Annotated in this window: 14 protein-coding genes; 3 read left to right on the plus strand and 11 right to left on the minus strand. The window is 70.7% G+C overall.

Annotation, left to right across the window (positions count from 1 at the left end; genetic code table 11):
* Position 1: 1 nt before the first annotated feature.
* The 3 genes from AB1578_14665 to AB1578_14675 form a co-directional block, all read right to left on the minus strand.
* On the minus strand, positions 2–1,156 hold the full coding sequence (locus AB1578_14665) for a sodium ion-translocating decarboxylase subunit beta (protein ID MEW6489147.1): 1,155 nt from the start codon (positions 1,154–1,156) through the stop codon (positions 2–4).
* A 575-nt stretch (positions 1,157–1,731) separates the two neighbouring features.
* Positions 1,732–2,238 carry a hypothetical protein gene (locus AB1578_14670; protein ID MEW6489148.1) on the minus strand — a complete coding sequence of 169 codons (507 nt, stop codon included), beginning with the start codon at positions 2,236–2,238 and terminating at the stop codon, positions 1,732–1,734.
* A gap of 186 nt (positions 2,239–2,424) precedes the next feature.
* Positions 2,425–2,829, minus strand: a complete 405-nt coding sequence (locus AB1578_14675) for a PilZ domain-containing protein (protein ID MEW6489149.1) — start codon at positions 2,827–2,829, stop codon at positions 2,425–2,427.
* A gap of 339 nt (positions 2,830–3,168) precedes the next feature.
* Between AB1578_14675 and AB1578_14680 the strand changes: the two genes are divergently transcribed.
* From AB1578_14680 to AB1578_14690, 3 genes are all read left to right on the plus strand, one after another.
* Complete coding sequence (locus AB1578_14680; protein ID MEW6489150.1) at positions 3,169–5,838, plus strand: bifunctional acetate--CoA ligase family protein/GNAT family N-acetyltransferase; 2,670 nt, start codon at positions 3,169–3,171, stop codon at positions 5,836–5,838.
* A gap of 96 nt (positions 5,839–5,934) precedes the next feature.
* Positions 5,935–7,311 (plus strand): HEAT repeat domain-containing protein, encoded by a 1,377-nt coding sequence (locus AB1578_14685; protein MEW6489151.1) that lies wholly within the window; start codon positions 5,935–5,937, stop codon positions 7,309–7,311.
* Positions 7,296–7,982 (plus strand): CPBP family intramembrane glutamic endopeptidase, encoded by a 687-nt coding sequence (locus tag AB1578_14690; protein ID MEW6489152.1) that lies wholly within the window; start codon positions 7,296–7,298, stop codon positions 7,980–7,982. The genes AB1578_14685 and AB1578_14690 overlap by 16 nt, the downstream gene beginning before the upstream one ends.
* 7 nt (positions 7,983–7,989) lie before the next feature.
* On the opposite strand, the gene AB1578_14695 is transcribed toward AB1578_14690, so the two are convergent.
* The 8 genes from AB1578_14695 to AB1578_14730 form a co-directional block, all read right to left on the minus strand.
* Positions 7,990–9,252, minus strand: coding sequence for a TlpA disulfide reductase family protein (locus tag AB1578_14695; protein ID MEW6489153.1), 1,263 nt, complete (start codon positions 9,250–9,252; stop codon positions 7,990–7,992).
* Positions 9,253–9,261: 9 nt separating this feature from the next.
* Positions 9,262–9,519, minus strand: a complete 258-nt coding sequence (locus AB1578_14700; GenBank protein MEW6489154.1) for a hypothetical protein — start codon at positions 9,517–9,519, stop codon at positions 9,262–9,264.
* Positions 9,520–9,864: 345 nt separating this feature from the next.
* Positions 9,865–11,121, minus strand: coding sequence for an isocitrate dehydrogenase (NADP(+)) (icd, locus tag AB1578_14705; protein MEW6489155.1), 1,257 nt, complete (start codon positions 11,119–11,121; stop codon positions 9,865–9,867).
* Positions 11,122–11,233: 112 nt separating this feature from the next.
* On the minus strand, positions 11,234–12,742 hold the full coding sequence (gene ahcY, locus AB1578_14710; protein ID MEW6489156.1) for an adenosylhomocysteinase: 1,509 nt from the start codon (positions 12,740–12,742) through the stop codon (positions 11,234–11,236).
* 15 nt (positions 12,743–12,757) lie between these two features.
* Entirely contained in the window at positions 12,758–13,921 is a 1,164-nt protein-coding gene (metK, locus tag AB1578_14715) for a methionine adenosyltransferase (protein ID MEW6489157.1), read from the minus strand.
* 115 nt (positions 13,922–14,036) lie between these two features.
* Positions 14,037–15,845: a phosphoenolpyruvate--protein phosphotransferase gene (gene ptsP, locus AB1578_14720; GenBank protein MEW6489158.1), complete on the minus strand. Its 1,809-nt coding sequence runs from the start codon at positions 15,843–15,845 to the stop codon at positions 14,037–14,039.
* Positions 15,846–15,847: 2 nt separating this feature from the next.
* Positions 15,848–16,138 carry an HPr family phosphocarrier protein gene (locus AB1578_14725; GenBank protein ID MEW6489159.1) on the minus strand — a complete coding sequence of 97 codons (291 nt, stop codon included), beginning with the start codon at positions 16,136–16,138 and terminating at the stop codon, positions 15,848–15,850.
* Positions 16,129–16,949 (minus strand): PTS system mannose/fructose/sorbose family transporter subunit IID (locus AB1578_14730; protein MEW6489160.1); only part of this gene is annotated, 821 nt, incomplete at its 5' end. The genes AB1578_14730 and AB1578_14725, both read right to left, overlap by 10 nt.

Genomic DNA, 16,949 nt, shown 5'->3' on the forward strand with positions numbered 1-16,949 from the left:
CCTACCGCAGCAGCGCCAGCAGGATGCCCGCGGCCACGGCCGAGCCGATGACGCCTGCCACGTTGGGACCCATGGCGTGCATGAGCAGGAAGTTGCGGGGGTTGTACTGCTGCCCCACGGTCTGGGCCACCCGGGCGGACATGGGCACGGCCGAGACCCCGGCGGCCCCGATCAGCGGGTTCACCTTGCCCTTGGTCACCCAGTACATGAGCTTGCCGAAGAGCACGCCCCCCGCCGTGCCCAGGCAAAACGCCGCGCACCCCAGCACCACGATGGCCAACGTGCGCACGTTGAGGAAGGCCTCCGCCGAGAGCTTGGTGCCCACCGCCGTGCCCAGCAGGATCGTGGTGATGTTGATGATCTCGTTCTGGGAGGCCTTGGCCAGCCGCTGGGTCACCCCCGACTCCCGAAGCAGGTTTCCGAACATGAGCATGCCCACCAGGGGCACCGCGTCGGGCAGGGTCAGGATGCACAGCAGGGTCACCACGATGGGGAAGGCGATCTTGGCCTGCTTGGACACGGGCTTGAGCTGGCGCATCACCACCGTGCGCTCGGCCTCGGTGGTGAGCGCCCGCATGATGGGGGGCTGGATGATGGGCACCAGGGCCATGTAGCTGTAGGCCGCCACCGCAATCGCCCCCAACAGATGCGGGGCGAGCTTGGAGGCCACGTAGATGGAGGTGGGCCCGTCGGCACCCCCGATGATGGCGATGGCCGCGGCTTCCCGCATGTCGAACCAGGGGATGAGCCAGGCGGCCACGAAGAACGTGCCGAAGATCCCGAGCTGGGCCGCGGCGCCCAGCAGAAAGGTGGAGGGGTTGGCCAGAAGCGGCCCGAAGTCGGTGAGCGCCCCTATCCCCAGGAAGATCATCAGGGGGAAGATCCCGGTCTTGATGCCGTACTCGTAGAAGTACCCCAGGAGCCCGGCCGCGTCGCTGCCCGGGGCGCCGGCCATGTTGGCCCCCACGGCGTTGACCAGGATGCAGCCCGTGGCGATGGGCACGAGCAGAAGCGGCTCGAAGCCCTTGCTGATGCCCAGGTACAGGAGCCCGATGCCCACCGCGATCATCAGGTAGTTCTTCCACCCGATCTGGGCCACACCGCTCAGGCGAACGAGCTCTCGTACGGCGCGGTCCGCCTCGAAGGCCTCCGACATGGGAGGGGTGGGCCGGGGCGGGGTTGCGTGCCCGCGCCCGAACCAGGCGCTGTCGACGAAGGACTGCATGCGCGCCGCAAGCTCGGCCGGGGCCGCCAGCAGGAGCACCCCCGAGAGGTCGTCCCGGTAGCGCAGGTCGAAGAGCAGGCCCTGGCGCAGCGCCTGCCGCTCCTCCTCTTCCCCCCCGTAGAGAGCGCTCCCGTCGGGGGCCGCCCAGGCCTCCCTCGCCACCGCGCCCGGCCCGTAGAGCTCCTCCAGGCGCGGCACCCTCCACCCGGCCGTGTCCGTCGAGCCCACGGACACGGCCATGTTCCAGGCGTGGACGAGCTGCTGCGCCTGGCGCAGGTCGTCGGGCAGGTACACCAGGCGCCCCGCCAGGGGGTCTTCCTGCCCCGCCCCGGGCTCGACGAACCGGGCAACCTCCACCTCGGCGGCGAACGCGCTCCCCGCAAGACCCAGCAGCACAACCGCAACCCAGCGAAGCATGGCCCATCCTTCCCGATGCAAGAAGACACAGAACCCGAAACAGACGCGCCGACCCTGGGGCCAGCGCCGGCGCGCCGGCGAAAGGCCCTCTAGCGCGACCCCGCCCCTCCGAACCCGGACCGCTCGCGGCGCTGCATCCGGCCCCCCATGGCCTCGAGGCTTCCCGCGAGCCTCCAGGGAGTCCCCCGTACCCCACCCGCCTCCCGCCCCGCCTCGGCCCCCGCCGCCGCGCGGGCGCGGTGCAGCGCCAGGGCCGCGCCGATGGCCGCCGCCACCTCGGCCCCGGGCTGGGATCCCGCCCCCCGCAGATGGAGCCCCACCGCCACGGCGGCGGCCAGGGCGCCCTCTTCCGTCCCCTCCGCCGGGATCTGCGCCTTGGGCGAAACGCCGGCGGCAGGCAAGTGCTTCGCGGCCGGCGGGGGGGGCACCGTCAGGGGGCGCTCGGGAGCGGGCGCCGGAGCCGCCGCTGCGGCACCGGGCTCCTTCCACACCCGGGTGATCATCCCGGTCACCAGCGTCAGCACGGTGAGGAAGGCCATCACCCCCCCCATGCCGATGACCAGCGCCAACAGGGCTTCCTCGAAGTTCGGGTACATCGCGCTCACCCCACGTCGAAAGGGAAAGGCTTCCGCAGACGAACAGCGTTTCCTTCTACCGGCGCCGTTGCCTCGGTGTCAAGGAGCGTGGCGAGCCGCCAGGGCACGCTGCACGCTGCGTGTTGCGGGTCGGTGACCGCAGACGGTGCTGCCTCAGCCCCCTAGGGCACCCCTCACCGGGACCGCTCAGTCCCGACCCGCCTCCAGCTCGTTCCGGAGAAAGCTGCGCATGGCGCGCCAGTGGTCTTCCCAGATGTCGACGAACTGGACGCCGATCTCGTAGGCCCCGCCGGGCAGCGCCTCCGAGCGCGTGACGCGCCCCACGGCCGTGAGGGGCTCGGAGAGGTCGGTCTGGTCGTACTTGAGAAAGCCCGTGGTATGGCGATGCCACCCCTGGAGCTTGAGCGCCACCTGGAGCGGCGCGCCCACCGCAAAGGGTTTGTGTGAGGCGAACCGCACCCCGCCCTCGCTCACGTCGAGCATGCGGATCTCGGTCTCGGGCTCCGACCCCAGGGGGTAGGTGATGGGCTGGCAGGTGGTGACGGCCTCCCGGGGCAGCCGGGCATGGCGTCTGCGGTCGTCTTCGCTCATGGGGTGCCTCCTCGCCGGGGGTTCCTGTGACGGCGTCAAGGTACCCCAGGCGGCCAAACCGGGCCAAGGACAAGATGCCGGATCGGGCGCGGCCGTCGGGCCGGCGGCAAGGGTGCACAACCACCCCGTCGAAATCGAAATCGCAATCGAAATCGACCCCCCGACCCCCGATTTCGATTTCGATCAGGGTTAAGCGGAAGGGGGCGGCCATTTCCCCGGCCGCGGCGCCTCGCCAGCTGTGTATCTTGGCCCCTGGCCTCGCTTGTGGGTTGGAGCGCGCTCGGGTACCCTTCGTCCACTTGTGACATCGAGAACGAGACCCGTCCGCCGAGGCGCGCCATGAGTACCCGCAATCTCGAAAAGCTCTTCGAACCCCGCTCCGTCGCCGTGGTGGGCGCCACGCCCCGGGAAGGCACGGTGGGGCACGCGATCCTGCGCAACCTGATCGGCGGCGGCTTCGCCGGCCCCATTCATCCGGTGAACCCCAAGTATCCTGAAATTTTGGGACTTGCGTGCCATCCGAATCTCGCCGCCATCGGGACGAGCGTGGATCTGGCGGTCATCGCGGTCCCCATCGGGAGCGTTCCCGCGGTGCTCGAGGAGGCCGCCCAGGTGCAGGTCGGGGCGGCGATCGTGATCTCCGCCGGCGGACGCGAGGTGGGAGACGAGGGCGCCCGGATCGAGGCCGAGATCGTGGCGACCGCCCGCCGCACCGGCATCCGGCTCCTGGGACCCAACTGCCTGGGCATCATCGTTCCCGGGATACAGCTCAACGCCTCGTTCGCCGCCCACATGTGCTACCCGGGCCGCGTGGCGCTCCTGAGCCAGAGCGGGGCCATCTGCACGGTCATCCTGGACCGGGCCATGGCCGGCAAGATCGGCTTCAGCCACTTCGTCTCCATCGGCGCCATGGCCGACGTGGACTTCGCCGACCTCATCGACTACCTGGGCAACCGGGCCGACGTGGACTCGATCCTGCTCTACGTGGAGGCCCTCACCCACATGCGCAAGTTCATGAGCGCCGCCCGCGCGGTGAGCCGCGTGAAACCCATCATCGCAGTCAAGGCAGGGCGCAGCGCTGCCGGGGCCAAGGCCGCGGCGAGCCACACGGGCTCCCTGGTGGGGGACGACGAGGTGTACGACGCCGCCTTCGCCCGGGCCGGCGTGATCCGGGTCAACACCCTGGGGGAGCTCTTCGACTGCGCGGAAACCCTGGCGAAGCAGGGCCGGGGACGCGGCCCGCGGCTTGCGATCCTGACCAACGCGGGGGGACCCGGGGTGATGACGGCCGATGCCCTTCACGAGTGGAATCGCACCCCGGCGGAGCTCGCGCCCGAGACCATCGCGGCCCTGGACGAGGTGCTGCCGGCGGCCTGGAGCCGCGCGAATCCGGTGGACATCCTGGGGGATGCCCCGGCCGAGCGCTACCGGGACGCCGCCCGCCTCGTCCTGGCCGCCCCCGAGGTGGACGGCCTCGTGGTGGTGCTGGCGCCCCAGGCCATGACCGACCCGGCGGCCGTGGCAAGGGAGATCATACCCGTGATCCAGGAGTCCAAGACCCCGGCCTGTGCGGTCTGGATGGGGGGCATGGACGTGGCGGAGGGCATCCGGATCCTGAACGAGGCCGGCGTGCCGGTGTTCGAGACCCCGGAGCGCGCCGTCAACACCCTCATGTACATGTACCGGTACACGAAGAACCTCGAGCTTCTCCAGGAGACCCCGCCCAACCTCCCGCCCAACCTCTGGTTCGACCGCAAGCGGGCCCGGGCGATCGTCGAGGCCTCGCTGGACCGCGACCAGCCACTGCTCACCGAGACCGAGGCCAAGGGGCTGCTCGCCGCCTACGGCATCCCGGTCAACCGCACCGAGGTGGCCACCTCGGAGGAGCAGGCCGTGGAGCGGGCCGACGAGATCGGCTACCCCATCGTCTTGAAGATCCACTCCCGGGACATCAGCCACAAGTCCGACGCCGGAGGCATCCAGCTCAACCTGCACAGCGCCGAGGACGTGCGCACCGCCTACCGCAAGGTGGTGGAGAACGCCCGGCAGTTCAAGCCCGGCGCCCGCATCCTGGGCGTGACCTTGCAGCCCATGGTGGAGCGGGTGGACTACGAGGTGATCGTGGGGAGCAAGAGGGACGCAGACTTCGGCCCCACCGTCCTCTTCGGCATGGGGGGCATCCTCACCGAGATCCTGCGCGACAAGGCCATCGGGCTCCCGCCCATGAACATGCTGCTGGCGCGCCGGCTCATCGAATCCACCAAGGTCTATCAGCTGCTCAAAGGCTACCGCAACCGGCCTCCGGCCAACCTGGAGCTCCTGCAAGAGGTGGTCGTGCGGCTGGCGTACCTCGTCTCTGACTTCCCCGAGATTGCGGAGCTCGACATCAACCCCTTGATCCTCTCCGGACAGGATGTCCTGGCGGTGGACGGCCGGGTGCTGCTCGAGTCCACCGGGGTGCAGAGCCCGGACCACCTGGTCATTCGCCCCTACCCCACCCAGTACGAGCGCCATTGGGTCATGGCTTCCGGCACCCCCGTGCTCGTGCGGCCCATCCGCCCCGAGGACGAGCCGATGACCCAGGAGCTCTTCGCCGGGCTGTCGGCCCAGACGATCTACTTTCGCTTCTTCCACCTCATCAAGAGCATGGGCCATGAGCAGCTCGCCCGGTTCTGCCAGGTGGACTACGACCGGGAGATCGCCCTGGTGGCCATGGAGGAGCCTCCGGGGGGCGAGCGCCTCCTGGGCATGTGTCATCTCCACGTCTCTTCGGCCTGGGAAGAAGCCGAGCTCGCCGTCGTGGTGGGGGACTACTACCAGCGCCAGGGCCTGGGGCGAAAGCTCGTGAGCGTGGGCATGGAGATCGCGCGGGAGCGCGGCCTGAAGAGGATCACGGGTATGGTCCTCCCGGAAAACGAGGGCATGCTGGGCCTAGCGAGGAAGCTCGGCTTCACCGTCGTGCAGGACCTGGGGGAAGGGGTCTACCGCATCGAGCAGGAGCTCGTGTAGACTCGCACTCCCCGCCATCCCGCGATGGGCGCGCCTCGGGGAGCGGAGCCCGAGGCCGATCCTCCCTGCCCCCGCGCCGCGCGACCCCGGAGGCCCGTGAACGCTCCCCTTCCCCTGTCTGCCGCCGCCGCCTGGGGAGCCGCCTGCGGCGCCGCCCTGGGGGCGCTGCGCACGCGGGACGCGGCGCTGCACCTCCTGGCCAAGAATCGCGTCCTCGAAGCCGCGGGCTTTCTGCCCCTGCCCGGGGCCGGGCACGGGGAAACCCTGGGGTCCTGGCTCCCGGCGGCCGCCGGCGCCCTCTTTTTCGGCCTGAGCCTGGGGCTGGGGGCCGGCACCCTGCTCGGCCTGTGGGTCCGGGTGACCCGCACCCTCCCCTCCCGGGTCGGAAGGCTCGCCCCCTGGGCCGCGCTGGCAGTCCCCTTCTGGGCCGCCACGGCGGGAGACCCGCTCCTCGCCGCCGCCCTGGGGGCGATGGCCGCGGGGGCGCTCGCGACCCAACTGCCGGGCCGGGTCGCTCCAGCGCGCGCGAGCGCGCTTCGTGCGCTGGTCCTGGTTCTCATGGCGGTCGGTTTCCTCCCCTGGGCCACCGCGCCCGAGGGCCCGTTCACCCACCTGCGCGACCGGCACCTCCTGGACACGGCCGTGGGCAGGGCGGTCAATGGGTTCTACTACCGCTGGACCCTCTACCCCGCCGAGGTGCTCAAGCCGGTTGCGGCGCTCTCCCAGCCCACCGCTGCCGCCCCCGTGCCCCTGCCCGCCAGCGTGGGGGAACGGTTCTGCCGGGACGCCCTGGGGTGGGGCGTGCTGTGCGTCGACGACCCGGCAGGGGCGGATCTGCACCTCCTCTCCGCCGAGCCGGGCCTCGAGCTCGCGCGCGGCGGCGCTCGGGTGGCCTGGCCCCAGGACCCCTCCGCCCGGACCGACGCGTGGAAGGCGCTCTCTTCCCTCGCAGACCGCGCCCGGGCGCTGCGCCAGGCCACCTACTGGGCCCTCTTCCTGGGCTGCCCCCTGGCGCTTGCGTGGGGGTTTTCTTCCCTCGCCCTCGCGGCCGGCGCCCTCCTGGGAGGAGGACGCAGGAGCACCCTGGCCTCCCTCGCGGTGGCCGGCCTCCTGGCCGCCTCCCTGGGTGCCGCGGGGCGGCCCGACCGGAGCCTTTCGGAGGTGCGCGCCCGCCTTGGCACCGAGGTTGCCGAGGCGGGCGAGCTCCGGGCGGCGCTGGCCGCGCCCTCGGCCGTGGAGCGGTTCTACGGGGCTCGGGCAGCCGGGCGGGCCCGACTGGAAGCCGATGCCCTCGTGGAGGCCCTCTCCGACCCCGTGGTGAACGTGCGGTATGCAGCGGCGGAAGCCCTGGGCAGGACGGGGGGAGGGCGGAGCCGAGAGGCCCTCCTGGAGGTGCTCCGCAGCCCCGAGGAGTGGTACGTCAAGGAGCGCGCCTACGCCGCGCTGTGGAGGCTGGGGTGGCGGGGGCGCTGACGAGGCCTTGGAGGACCACCCCCCGGGGGGGGCCGGGGCCCGCCGAGGCCCTGGCCGTGCTCCTGGCACTGGTGGTTCTGGAGGCCGGGGCCGTTGCCGCGTTCCCCGGCCTGGGGGGGGCGGCGGCCCTCTGGGCCACCGGGGCGTTGCGCACGGGAGAAGCGGCGCTGTGCCTGCTCTACTGGAAGCTTCGGGGCTGGCAATGGGGGGATCTGGGGCTCACCGGCCCCTGCGTGAGGCCGGGGCTCGCCGTGGGGATCGCCTTCTGCGGGGCCTTTGCTGCCACGAGCCTCCTGGCGGAGGCCGGGGGGCGGCTCTTCGCGGACAAGAGTTTCCTGGCGGTCCTGGCCGGGCCTCGCCCGGGGGAGGAAGAGCTCTTGGCCCTCCTGGTGGTGGGAGCCGGCATCGCCCCCCTCTTCGAGGAGCTCGCCTTCCGGGGCATCCTCTACGGCGGACTGCGCCGGCGCCTCGGACCGGTTCCGGCGGGCGCTGCGGCCACCGCCGCCTTCGCGGCCGCCCACCTCTTCACCACGGGGGTCCCCTGGATACAGGCGGTGGGAGGGCTCGCCTTCTTCGCGGCGTACGAGATCTCGGGCAGCCTCTGGGCGCCCATCCTGGTGCACGCCTGCGGCAACCTCGCCCTCTTCCTCCTGCCGTTGGCATTCGGGTGAGCCGCGCCTACAGCACCTCCACGCGCACGGTGCCCGGGTCGAGCACCTCCACGAACACCCGGAAGGGGATGCCGGGGAGCGCCGCGATCTCCGCCGCCAGGGTCTGGGCGTCGCCGAAGTAGAGCAGGTGCTCCCCCTGCACGGCCTGGAGCCGGAAGGAGCGGTCCCGGAACCGCTGGAGCAGGGCCCGGGGCTTGTGGTCGAAGTCGCTCACGGTCTCCAGGCGCACCCGGGCCGGCTCCTCCGGGAAATTCAAGGCGCGCACCCGCTCGCGCAGGCGCCCCAGGTCCACGTCCCCCACCAGCCCGGCCCAGAACTCGTCCCCAACCCAGGAGCCGGCCCGCTCTTCAGGGCGATAGAGCTCGTCGAACCGCAGGGCGTCGTAGAGGCGCTTCCACCGGGTCTCCGCTTCGAAGGGGCTCTCCGGCACCTCCATGCCCCCTCGGCCGAAGGGCTGGACCGACGGCCCGGGCAGGCGAACCCCCAGGCTCGCCAGGGCCTCTGCCAGCAGGGCCACCCGGAGACGGTCGCCCACCACCGCCTCCACCCGGCCGGCCTCCCGCTGCCGGTCGCGCCGGCCCCCCGCGTCGGCCAGCCACCCGGAGGCGCCATAGAGGCCGAAGAGGGGCATCCCCTGCTCCACCCGGAAACTGCCCCACTCCAGGGAGCCGCCGGTGGGGGCGGTGCTCCGCAGGAGCGTTCGCACCCTTCCCCGGAGCCCCTCGCTCCAGGCGCCCAGCGCGATCCGCCCCTCCTCCATGGCCTGGGCCACCCGCGCCCGGTCCTCGGGCTGATAGCCGGTGAGGACGCTGGTCACCCGGCCGGTCCGGTCCAGCACGGCGAGAACCGGGATGTAGCGGATGTCCAGGGCGGTGAGGATGGCCGCGTCCCGGTCGAGGATGTGCTCGACCCCCAGGCCTCCCCGCGCCGCCTCGTAGCGCCGCAGGAACCCCGCGATCCGCTCCACGGGCAGGCCCGAGTCGGTGTTCACGGCGACGACGGTGACCTCTTCGGGGGGAAACTCCCGCCGGATGCTCCGCAGGTCGTCCAGCTCCCGGATGCAGTCCAGGCAGTGCACCGACCAGAAGGCGAGCACGACGCTGCCGCGGCCGAGAAACTGGGAGAGCTCCACGGGGTTTCGTTCCAGATCGATCCCCGCGATGCTGGGCAGGGGCTCGCCGGTGCGGATGCCGGCCGGAGCGACCTCCTGTGCCGGTGCCGCCGCAGCGAGGAGCAACGTGAGGGCCATCGCCCGCATCAGCGCTGCCATGGCGGCCCCCTACCGGAGCTCTTGGTCGCCGATGACCGTGATGGTCCGGCTAGGCACGTCCGCCCGGCTTCGCAGGGTGAGGAAGTAGACCTTGTTGCCCACGATGGCCCACGCCGAGTCGCCCGCCGCCGAGATGGAGACGGCCGGGCCGGCGGGCTCCGGGAGGCTGAAGGCCTGGGGAGCTCCCGGGCGCAGGAGGTTCGCCAGGAGAAGGGCTGCGAGGAGCACGAACCCGGCCAGGTACCAGAGCTCTCTGCGGGAATTCATGGTCTGTACCCTCCTTCGGAAGTCGCGAGGCCAAACGCCGCGAGTGTAGCAGCCCAGCCGCGGGAGTCCAAGCGGCGCGCCTTCACCGTAATCCACCACCTGGGTGGTGAGCGGGGTAGGGGAGCCCTTCCGCTCCGCTGCCCAGGATGGGCGAGTGTCGCAGAGCCCAGGAGGGGCGGGAGCGACCACCGCGCAATCCGCGGTTTCCAGAGGCCATCCGCCCCAGGGAACAGGTGCGCCGAGCTTCACCCGTACCCTCCGGGTGCCGCCGATCGGTCGATGCGGCGCGCTGCTGCGCTCCAGGGCCCCCCGACCCCGCCCCTTGTTTGGGTGGTGGATCCTGCCTCAGGCGGCGAGCTCCATGTGCCGGCACACGGCCTGCCCGAACGCCGAGCAGGTGAGCAGGGTGGCCCCCTCCATCTGGCGCTCCAGGTCGTAGGTGACCTGCTTGTGGAGGACCGCCTGCTCCAGGCCCGTGCGCATGAGCTGGCTCACCCGGTGCCACTTGAGGTGGTCGAACATCATGACCCCCGAGAGGATGACCGAGCCGGGGTTGACCTTGTCCTGGTCCGCGTACTTGGGCGCCGTGCCGTGGGTGGCCTCGAAGACCGCGTACCCGTCGCCGATGTTGGCCCCCGGCGCCATCCCGAGGCCCCCCACCTGGGCCGCCGCGGCGTCGGACATGTAGTCGCCGTTCAAGTTGGGCATGGCCAGCACGCCATACTCCGCCGGGCGCAGGATGAGCTGCTGGAACATGGCGTCGGCGATCCGGTCGCGGATCACCACCTTGCCCGCGGGTTGTACCCCCTCGTAGGCATCCCAGAGCTCCTGCTCGGTGATGGTCGCGTCGCCGAACTCCTCCCGGGCCACCTCGTACCCCCAGTCCCGAAAGGCGCCCTCGGTGAACTTCATGATGTTGCCCTTGTGCACCAGCGTCACCGAGTCGCGGTTGTTCTCCAGGGCATAGCGGATCGCCATGCGCACCAGCCGCCGGCTGCCCTCGCGGCTCATGGGCTTGATGCCCAGGCCGCTGTCGGGCCGGATCTTCCGGTTCCAGCGGATGAGGAGGAACTCCAGGAGCTCCCGCGCCTCGGTGCTCCCCGCGGGGGCCTCGATCCCTGCGTAGACGTCTTCGGTGTTCTCCCGGAAGATCACCACGTCCACGTGCTGGGGCTCCTTCATGGGGGAGGGAACCCCCTGGATGTAGCGCACGGGGCGCACGCAGGCGTAGAGGTCGAGCTCCTGGCGAAGCGTCACGTTGAGGCTGCGGATGCCGCCGCCGACCGGGGTGGTGAGGGGACCCTTGATGGCCACCCGGTACTGCCGGATGGCGTCCAGCGTCGCCCGGGGCAGCCACACCCCGTGGGCACGGAAGGCCTTTTCACCCGCCAGGATCTCGTACCAGTGGACCTTGCGCTCCCCGCCGTAGGCGAGCTCCACGGCCCGGTCGAAGACCGCCCGGGAGGCCTTCCAGATGTCGGGCCCCGTACCGTCCCCCTCGATGAAGGGAAGGATCGGGTCGTTGGGGACGAGCAGTCCTTCCGGCCCCCTCGAGATGGGGCTGCCCGAGACGGGCGGGGCGTAGGTGACGGTATCTTCCATGGAGATCTCCTCGGTGTCGGGCATGGGGCCCAAGAAGGGATGGGTACACGTGCCCCGGGCCGTCGAAGACGGCACCCGGGGCACGGCGGCTGCGTGGCGGCCCGGGACCGGGTCAGTACCGGTAGGAGTCGGACTTGTACGGACCATCCACCTCCACCCCGATGTAGGCGGCCTGATCGGGCGTGAGGCGGGTGAGCCTCGCCCCGAACTTGTCCAGGTGCAGCCGGGCCACCCGCTCGTCCAGGTGCTTGGGCAGCACGGTCACGGCCTTTTCGTACTGCTCGGCGTTGCGGTGCAGCTCGAGCTGGGCCAACACCTGGTTGCTGAAGGACGCGGACATGACGAAGCTCGGGTGCCCGGTGGCGCAACCCAGGTTCACCAGGCGCCCCTCGGCCAGGATGAGAATGGAGTGGCCGCCCCCGCCGGGACCGTGGGTGGTCTGGCGAAACCGCCACTCGTGGACCTGGGGCTTGACCTCGATCTTCTCCACCTCGCCCCGGCGGCGCATGGCCTCCAGCCCCGCCATGTCGATCTCGTTGTCGAAGTGCCCGATGTTGCACACCACCGCGTTGTGCTTCATGCGCGCCATGTGCTCGGCGCGGATGATGTTCTTGTTGCCCGTGGCTGTGACGTAGATGTCGAAGTCGGGCAGCGCGTCCTCCACGGCAACCACGTCGAGCCCGTGCATGCACGCCTGGAGCGCGCAGATGGGGTCGATCTCGCTCACCGCGACCCGGGCCTGCTGGCCCCGCAGGCTCTCCGCGCTGCCCTTGCCCACGTCGCCGTAGCCGCATACGAGCGCCCGCTTTCCGGCGATCATCAGGTCGGTGGCGCGCATGATGCCGTCCACCAGGGAGTGCCGGCAGCCGTAGATGTTGTCGAACTTGCTCTTGGTGACCGAGTCGTTGACGTTGATGGCCGGAAAGCGAAGCGTCCCGTTCTTCATGCGCTCGTAGAGGCGGTGCACGCCGGTGGTGGTCTCCTCGGAGACACCCCGGATGGCGGCGGCCAGGGGCCGCCAGAAGTTGCCGCCCTGGTCCCGGCGCACCCCGTGCAGGAGTTGGAGCACCACCGCGAACTCTTCGCTCTCGGCCGTGGAGGGGTCGGGGATGGCGCCGGCCTCCTCGCACTCCGCCCCCAGGTGCACCAGCAGGGTCGCGTCGCCGCCGTCGTCCAGCAGCAGCGTGGGGCCGCCGCCGTCGGGCCACACGAGGGCCTGCAGGGTGCACCACCAGTACTCCGTGAGGGTCTCGCCCTTCCAGGCGAACACCGGCACCCCCCGGGGGGCGTCCGGGCTGCCCGTGGGGCCGACCACGGCGGCCGCCGCCGCGTGGTCCTGGGTGGAGAAGATGTTGCAGCTCACCCAGCGCACGTCCGCGCCGAGCGCCACGAGGGTCTCGATGAGCACCGCGGTCTGGATGGTCATGTGGAGCGAGCCCATGATCCGCGCCCCCGCCAGGGGCTTCTGCCCGGCGTACTCACCCCGCAGCGCCATCAGCCCCGGCATCTCGTGCTGGGCGAGCTCGATTTCCTTGCGCCCGAAGCGCACCGTGGCCTCGGAGAGGTCGGCCACCTTGTAGTCGGCGGCCGCAAACGTGGGGGCGGACATGGCTGGCGTCATCGCGTCTTCTCCCATTTACAGCCCGGCGGCCTTGCGCAGCTCTTCGGCCTTGTCGGTGCGCTCCCAGGTGAAGTCCGGGTCGTTTCGCCCGAAGTGGCCGTAGGCGGCGGTCTTTCGGTAGATGGGCCGCAGCAGGTCCAGGTGCCGGATGATGTCCCGGGGCTTCAACGGGAAGATCTCCCGCACCAGCACGGAAATGCGGTCGGGTTCCACCTTCCAGGTCCCGGAGGTGTCGATCATCACCGAGACGGGATCGGCCACGCCGATGGCGTAGGCGAGCTGCACCTCGCACTTGTCCGCGAGGCCGGCTGCCACGATGTTCTTGGCGATGTAGCGGCCCATGTAGGAGGCCGAGCGGTCCACCTTGGAGGGGTCCTTGCCGGAGAACGCTCCCCCGCCGTGGCTGCCCTGCCCTCCGTAGGTGTCCACGATGATCTTGCGCCCCGTGAGCCCGCAGTCCCCCATGGGGCCGCCCACCACGAACCGGCCGGTGGGGTTGATGAAGAACCGGGTGTTCTTGGTGAGGAGCTCTTCGGGGATGACCGGCTTGATGACGGTCTCGAGCACCGCCTCGCGCACCACGGCCTGGGTCACGTCGGGCTTGTGCTGGGTGCTCACCACCACGGCGTCCACGCTCACGGGGCGGCCGTCCACGTACCGGATGGTCACCTGGCTCTTCCCGTCGGGGCGAAAGCAGTCCACCAGCTTCTCCTTGCGCACCTGGGCGAGGCGCTGGGTCAGCTTGTGGGCATACACGATGGGCATGGGCATGAGCTCGGGGGTCTCGTTGGACGCAAACCCGAACATGAGCCCCTGATCCCCGGCCCCCTGCTCGTGGCCCTCGGCTTCGTCCACCCCCATGGCGATGTCGGGGCTCTGGCGGTCGATGGAGGTGAGCACCGCGCAGGTCTCCCAGTCGAACCCCATGGCCGGATCGGTGTAACCGATCTCCTTGATGGTCTGGCGCACCACGTCGGGCATGTGGGCGTAACCCTGGGTGGTGATCTCCCCGGCGATGATGGCCATGCCCGTGGTCACCAGGGTCTCGCACGCCACGCGGGACCGGGGATCCTGGGCGATCAAGGTGTCCAGGACCGCATCCGAGATCTGGTCGGCGACCTTGTCCGGGTGGCCCTCGGTCACGCTCTCGGAGGTGAAGAGGAAGTCGGTCATGCTCATGGTGGGTCTCCTGTCACTGTCGGGGAGTGCCGACGCACCCGCCATCCGCAACCCGGGCCGCAGCGGCGTGCCGGCTGAGGGGGGGCGAGGAAATTACCCCGGTTCGGGTCTCGGCTCAAGAAACTTTGGCGGCAGTCGCCGGTGCGCTCCACCCGAACTCCACCGGGTCGAGCACCGACGGGTGATGGGCGCGCATGTATGCTTCTACCGTACGCTGCACTTCGGCAGCGGTTCCCAGGGTCAGAATCCGGTCGGCCAGGGCGCGGGCTTCGGAGAGCGCGGCGTGGTGAATGAGGCGCTTGATCCGCGGGATGGAGAGGGTGTGCATGGAGAGCTCGTCCACCCCGAGCCCCAGGAGCACCAGGGTGTGGAGCTCCTCGCCCCCCATCTCGCCGCACACCGCCACGGAGATGCCCTGGGCGTGGGCGGCATCCGCCACTCTCCGGATGAGCCGCAGCACCGCCGGGTGCAGCGGTTCATAGAGGTACGCCACGTGCTCGTTGCCCCGGTCGATGGCGAGGGAGTATTGGATGAGGTCGTTGGTGCCGATGGAGAAGAAGTCCACGTGGGGGGCCAGGAGATCCGCGGTCAGGGCGGCAGCGGGGACTTCGATCATCACTCCCACGGGCATCGCCTCGTCGAAGGGCACCCCTTCCCGGCGCAGCTCCCCGCGCGCTTCCTCCAAGATGGCCAGGGTCTGCTGGAGCTCGCCGAGCCCCGAGACCATGGGAAACATGAGCCGCACGTTGCCCGCCGCGCTGGCCCGCAGGATGCCCCTGAGCTGGGTCTTGAAGAGCTGGGGTTCCCTGAGGCACAACCGGATCGAGCGCAACCCCAGGGAAGGGTTGATCTCGTCCTGGGTCGGCACGGAGTGCACGAGCTTGTCCCCCCCGATGTCCAGCGTCCGGATCGTCACGGAAAACGGGTGCGCCGCCTCGGCCATGTGCCGGTAGGCAATCGTGTGCTCCTCCTCGGTGGGCGGATGGTCCCGATTCATATACAGGAACTCGGTGCGGTACAAGCCGATTCCCTCGGCACCGTAACGCTCCAGGCTCGCCGCCTCCTCCTGGAGCTCGATGTTGGCTCCGATGCGAACCTTGTGCCCGTCGCGGGTGACCGCGGGCAACGCCGCAAAGGATTCCAGCTCCCGGCGGAAGGCCCGATAGCGGGTGCGGCGGCGCCGAAACTCCTTGAGCTGGTCCTCGGTGGGGTTGAGGACCACGACCCCGGAGAGGCCGTCGATCGCCACCGTGTCGCCGCCGTTGGCCCGGTCGGTGACCGACTCGAGCCCCACCACGGCGGGGATGTTGAGGCTGCGCGCCAGGATGGCCGTGTGGGAAGTGCGCCCTCCCAGGTCGGTGACGAACCCCTTGACCCGCGCCACGTCCATCTGGGCCGTGTCCATGGGGGAGAGGTCGTGGGCCACCACCACGACGTCGCCCCGGATGTCGGCGATGCTCTCGTGGCGGCGCCCGGCCAGATTGCGCAGGATCCGATCCCCCAGGTGCTCCACGTCGGTGCGCCGGTCCCGAAAGTACTCGTCCTCCATGGCGTCGAAGGAGGCCTTGATGCGCTCCAGCACCGACCAGAACGCCCAGTCGGCGCTGTAGAGCTTTTCCCGGACGTGCCGCTCGGTCTCCTGGACGATCATCCGATCGTCGAGCATGAGGAGGTTGACGTCCACCAGGTAGCCGTGCTCTCCCAGGTGGCTCTCTCGGTAATGCTCCCGGAGCGCCTCGAGCTGCTCCCGGGTCTGGGCCAGGGCGCGGCGAAAGCGGCGCAGCTCGGCCTCGACCTCGGCGGGATCGACGATCCTCTCGGGCGGGCGGACCTTTCGGCGATCGAGCAGATAGGCCTTCCCGATCACGATCCCGGGGCTGACCGGGATTCCCCTCAGGTCGTGGTGCTCCCGAAAGACCTGCACGGCTACTCCTTCTCCCAGAACCCGTTTCGGATCAGATCCCCGAGCCCCTCCACGGCCTCCCGCGCATCCTCCCCGCAGGCGCGCACCGTCACGCGAGACCCCCTGCCGGCCGCCAGCATCAGGACGCCCATGATGCTCTTTCCGTTGACCGCGATGTCTTCCTTGCACACCTCGATCTCGCTCGTGTACGCCTGGGCCGCCTGCACCAGGAGCGCCGCCGCCCGGGCATGGAGCCCCAGGGAGTTGACGATGACGAAGGTGCGCTCTTCCGAGCCCGGGGTGTCTACGTCCATGCCACGATTCCCCAGCACAACACGGTTGCGGAAAGGACCACCCACGCGGGCTGCACCCCGCGGCCGACCACCCAGGCGGTGGCCAGCGTCAACCCCAGGGCCGCCGCGCTCCAGGCCGAGGCCGGCACCTCCCAGACCCCGAGCGACGTGGGACCGTACGCGGCGGCCAGGAGGCCGCCCAGGAGAAAGGCGCAGACGAACCGACACCGGCGGGCCCACACGAGAAGCCGCAGACGGCCCAGGGCCTCCACCACCTCCACGCCCCGGCGGTACCCCTGTACAAACGCGTAGGCGCGCCCTGCGAGATTGCACAGGGCAAACGAACCGACAAACGCCGCGGGCGCCCAGGACACCCCCCGATACGCCAGGTGCAGTGCCCCGACCATGAGGAGGGGCTTGAGGGCGCCCCAGTACAGGCTGTCGCCAACGGCCCCGTAGGGCCCCATGAGCCCGTTCTTGAGGCGGCGCACCTCGTGGGCAGCCCCTTCACCCCCTTCGGCCTCCAGCCGCACGGCGCTGCCCAACACCGCGGCAGCGAGAAAGGGGTGGCAGTTGAAGAACTCCAGGTGCCGGGACAGGGCCCGGCGATAGGCGTCGCCGGCCCCATACAGCCGGGCCAGCGCCGGTTCCATGGCGTAGGCGAACCCCAGGCTCTGCATCCCCTGGAAGCTCCACGCCGCCTGGAGGGACAGGCTGCGCAGGAAGACCCGCGCCAGGTCGGCCCGCTTCAAGAGGGCCACGGCCGCCCCCCGGGCCCGGCGCCCAGCTCCGACCCGTGCCCGAGCCCAAGCCCCCCGGCCAGGCCCGCAGC

It is taken from the genome of Thermodesulfobacteriota bacterium (genome assembly GCA_040756475.1).
Taxonomy (GTDB): domain Bacteria; phylum Desulfobacterota; class Deferrisomatia; order Deferrisomatales; family JACRMM01; genus JBFLZB01.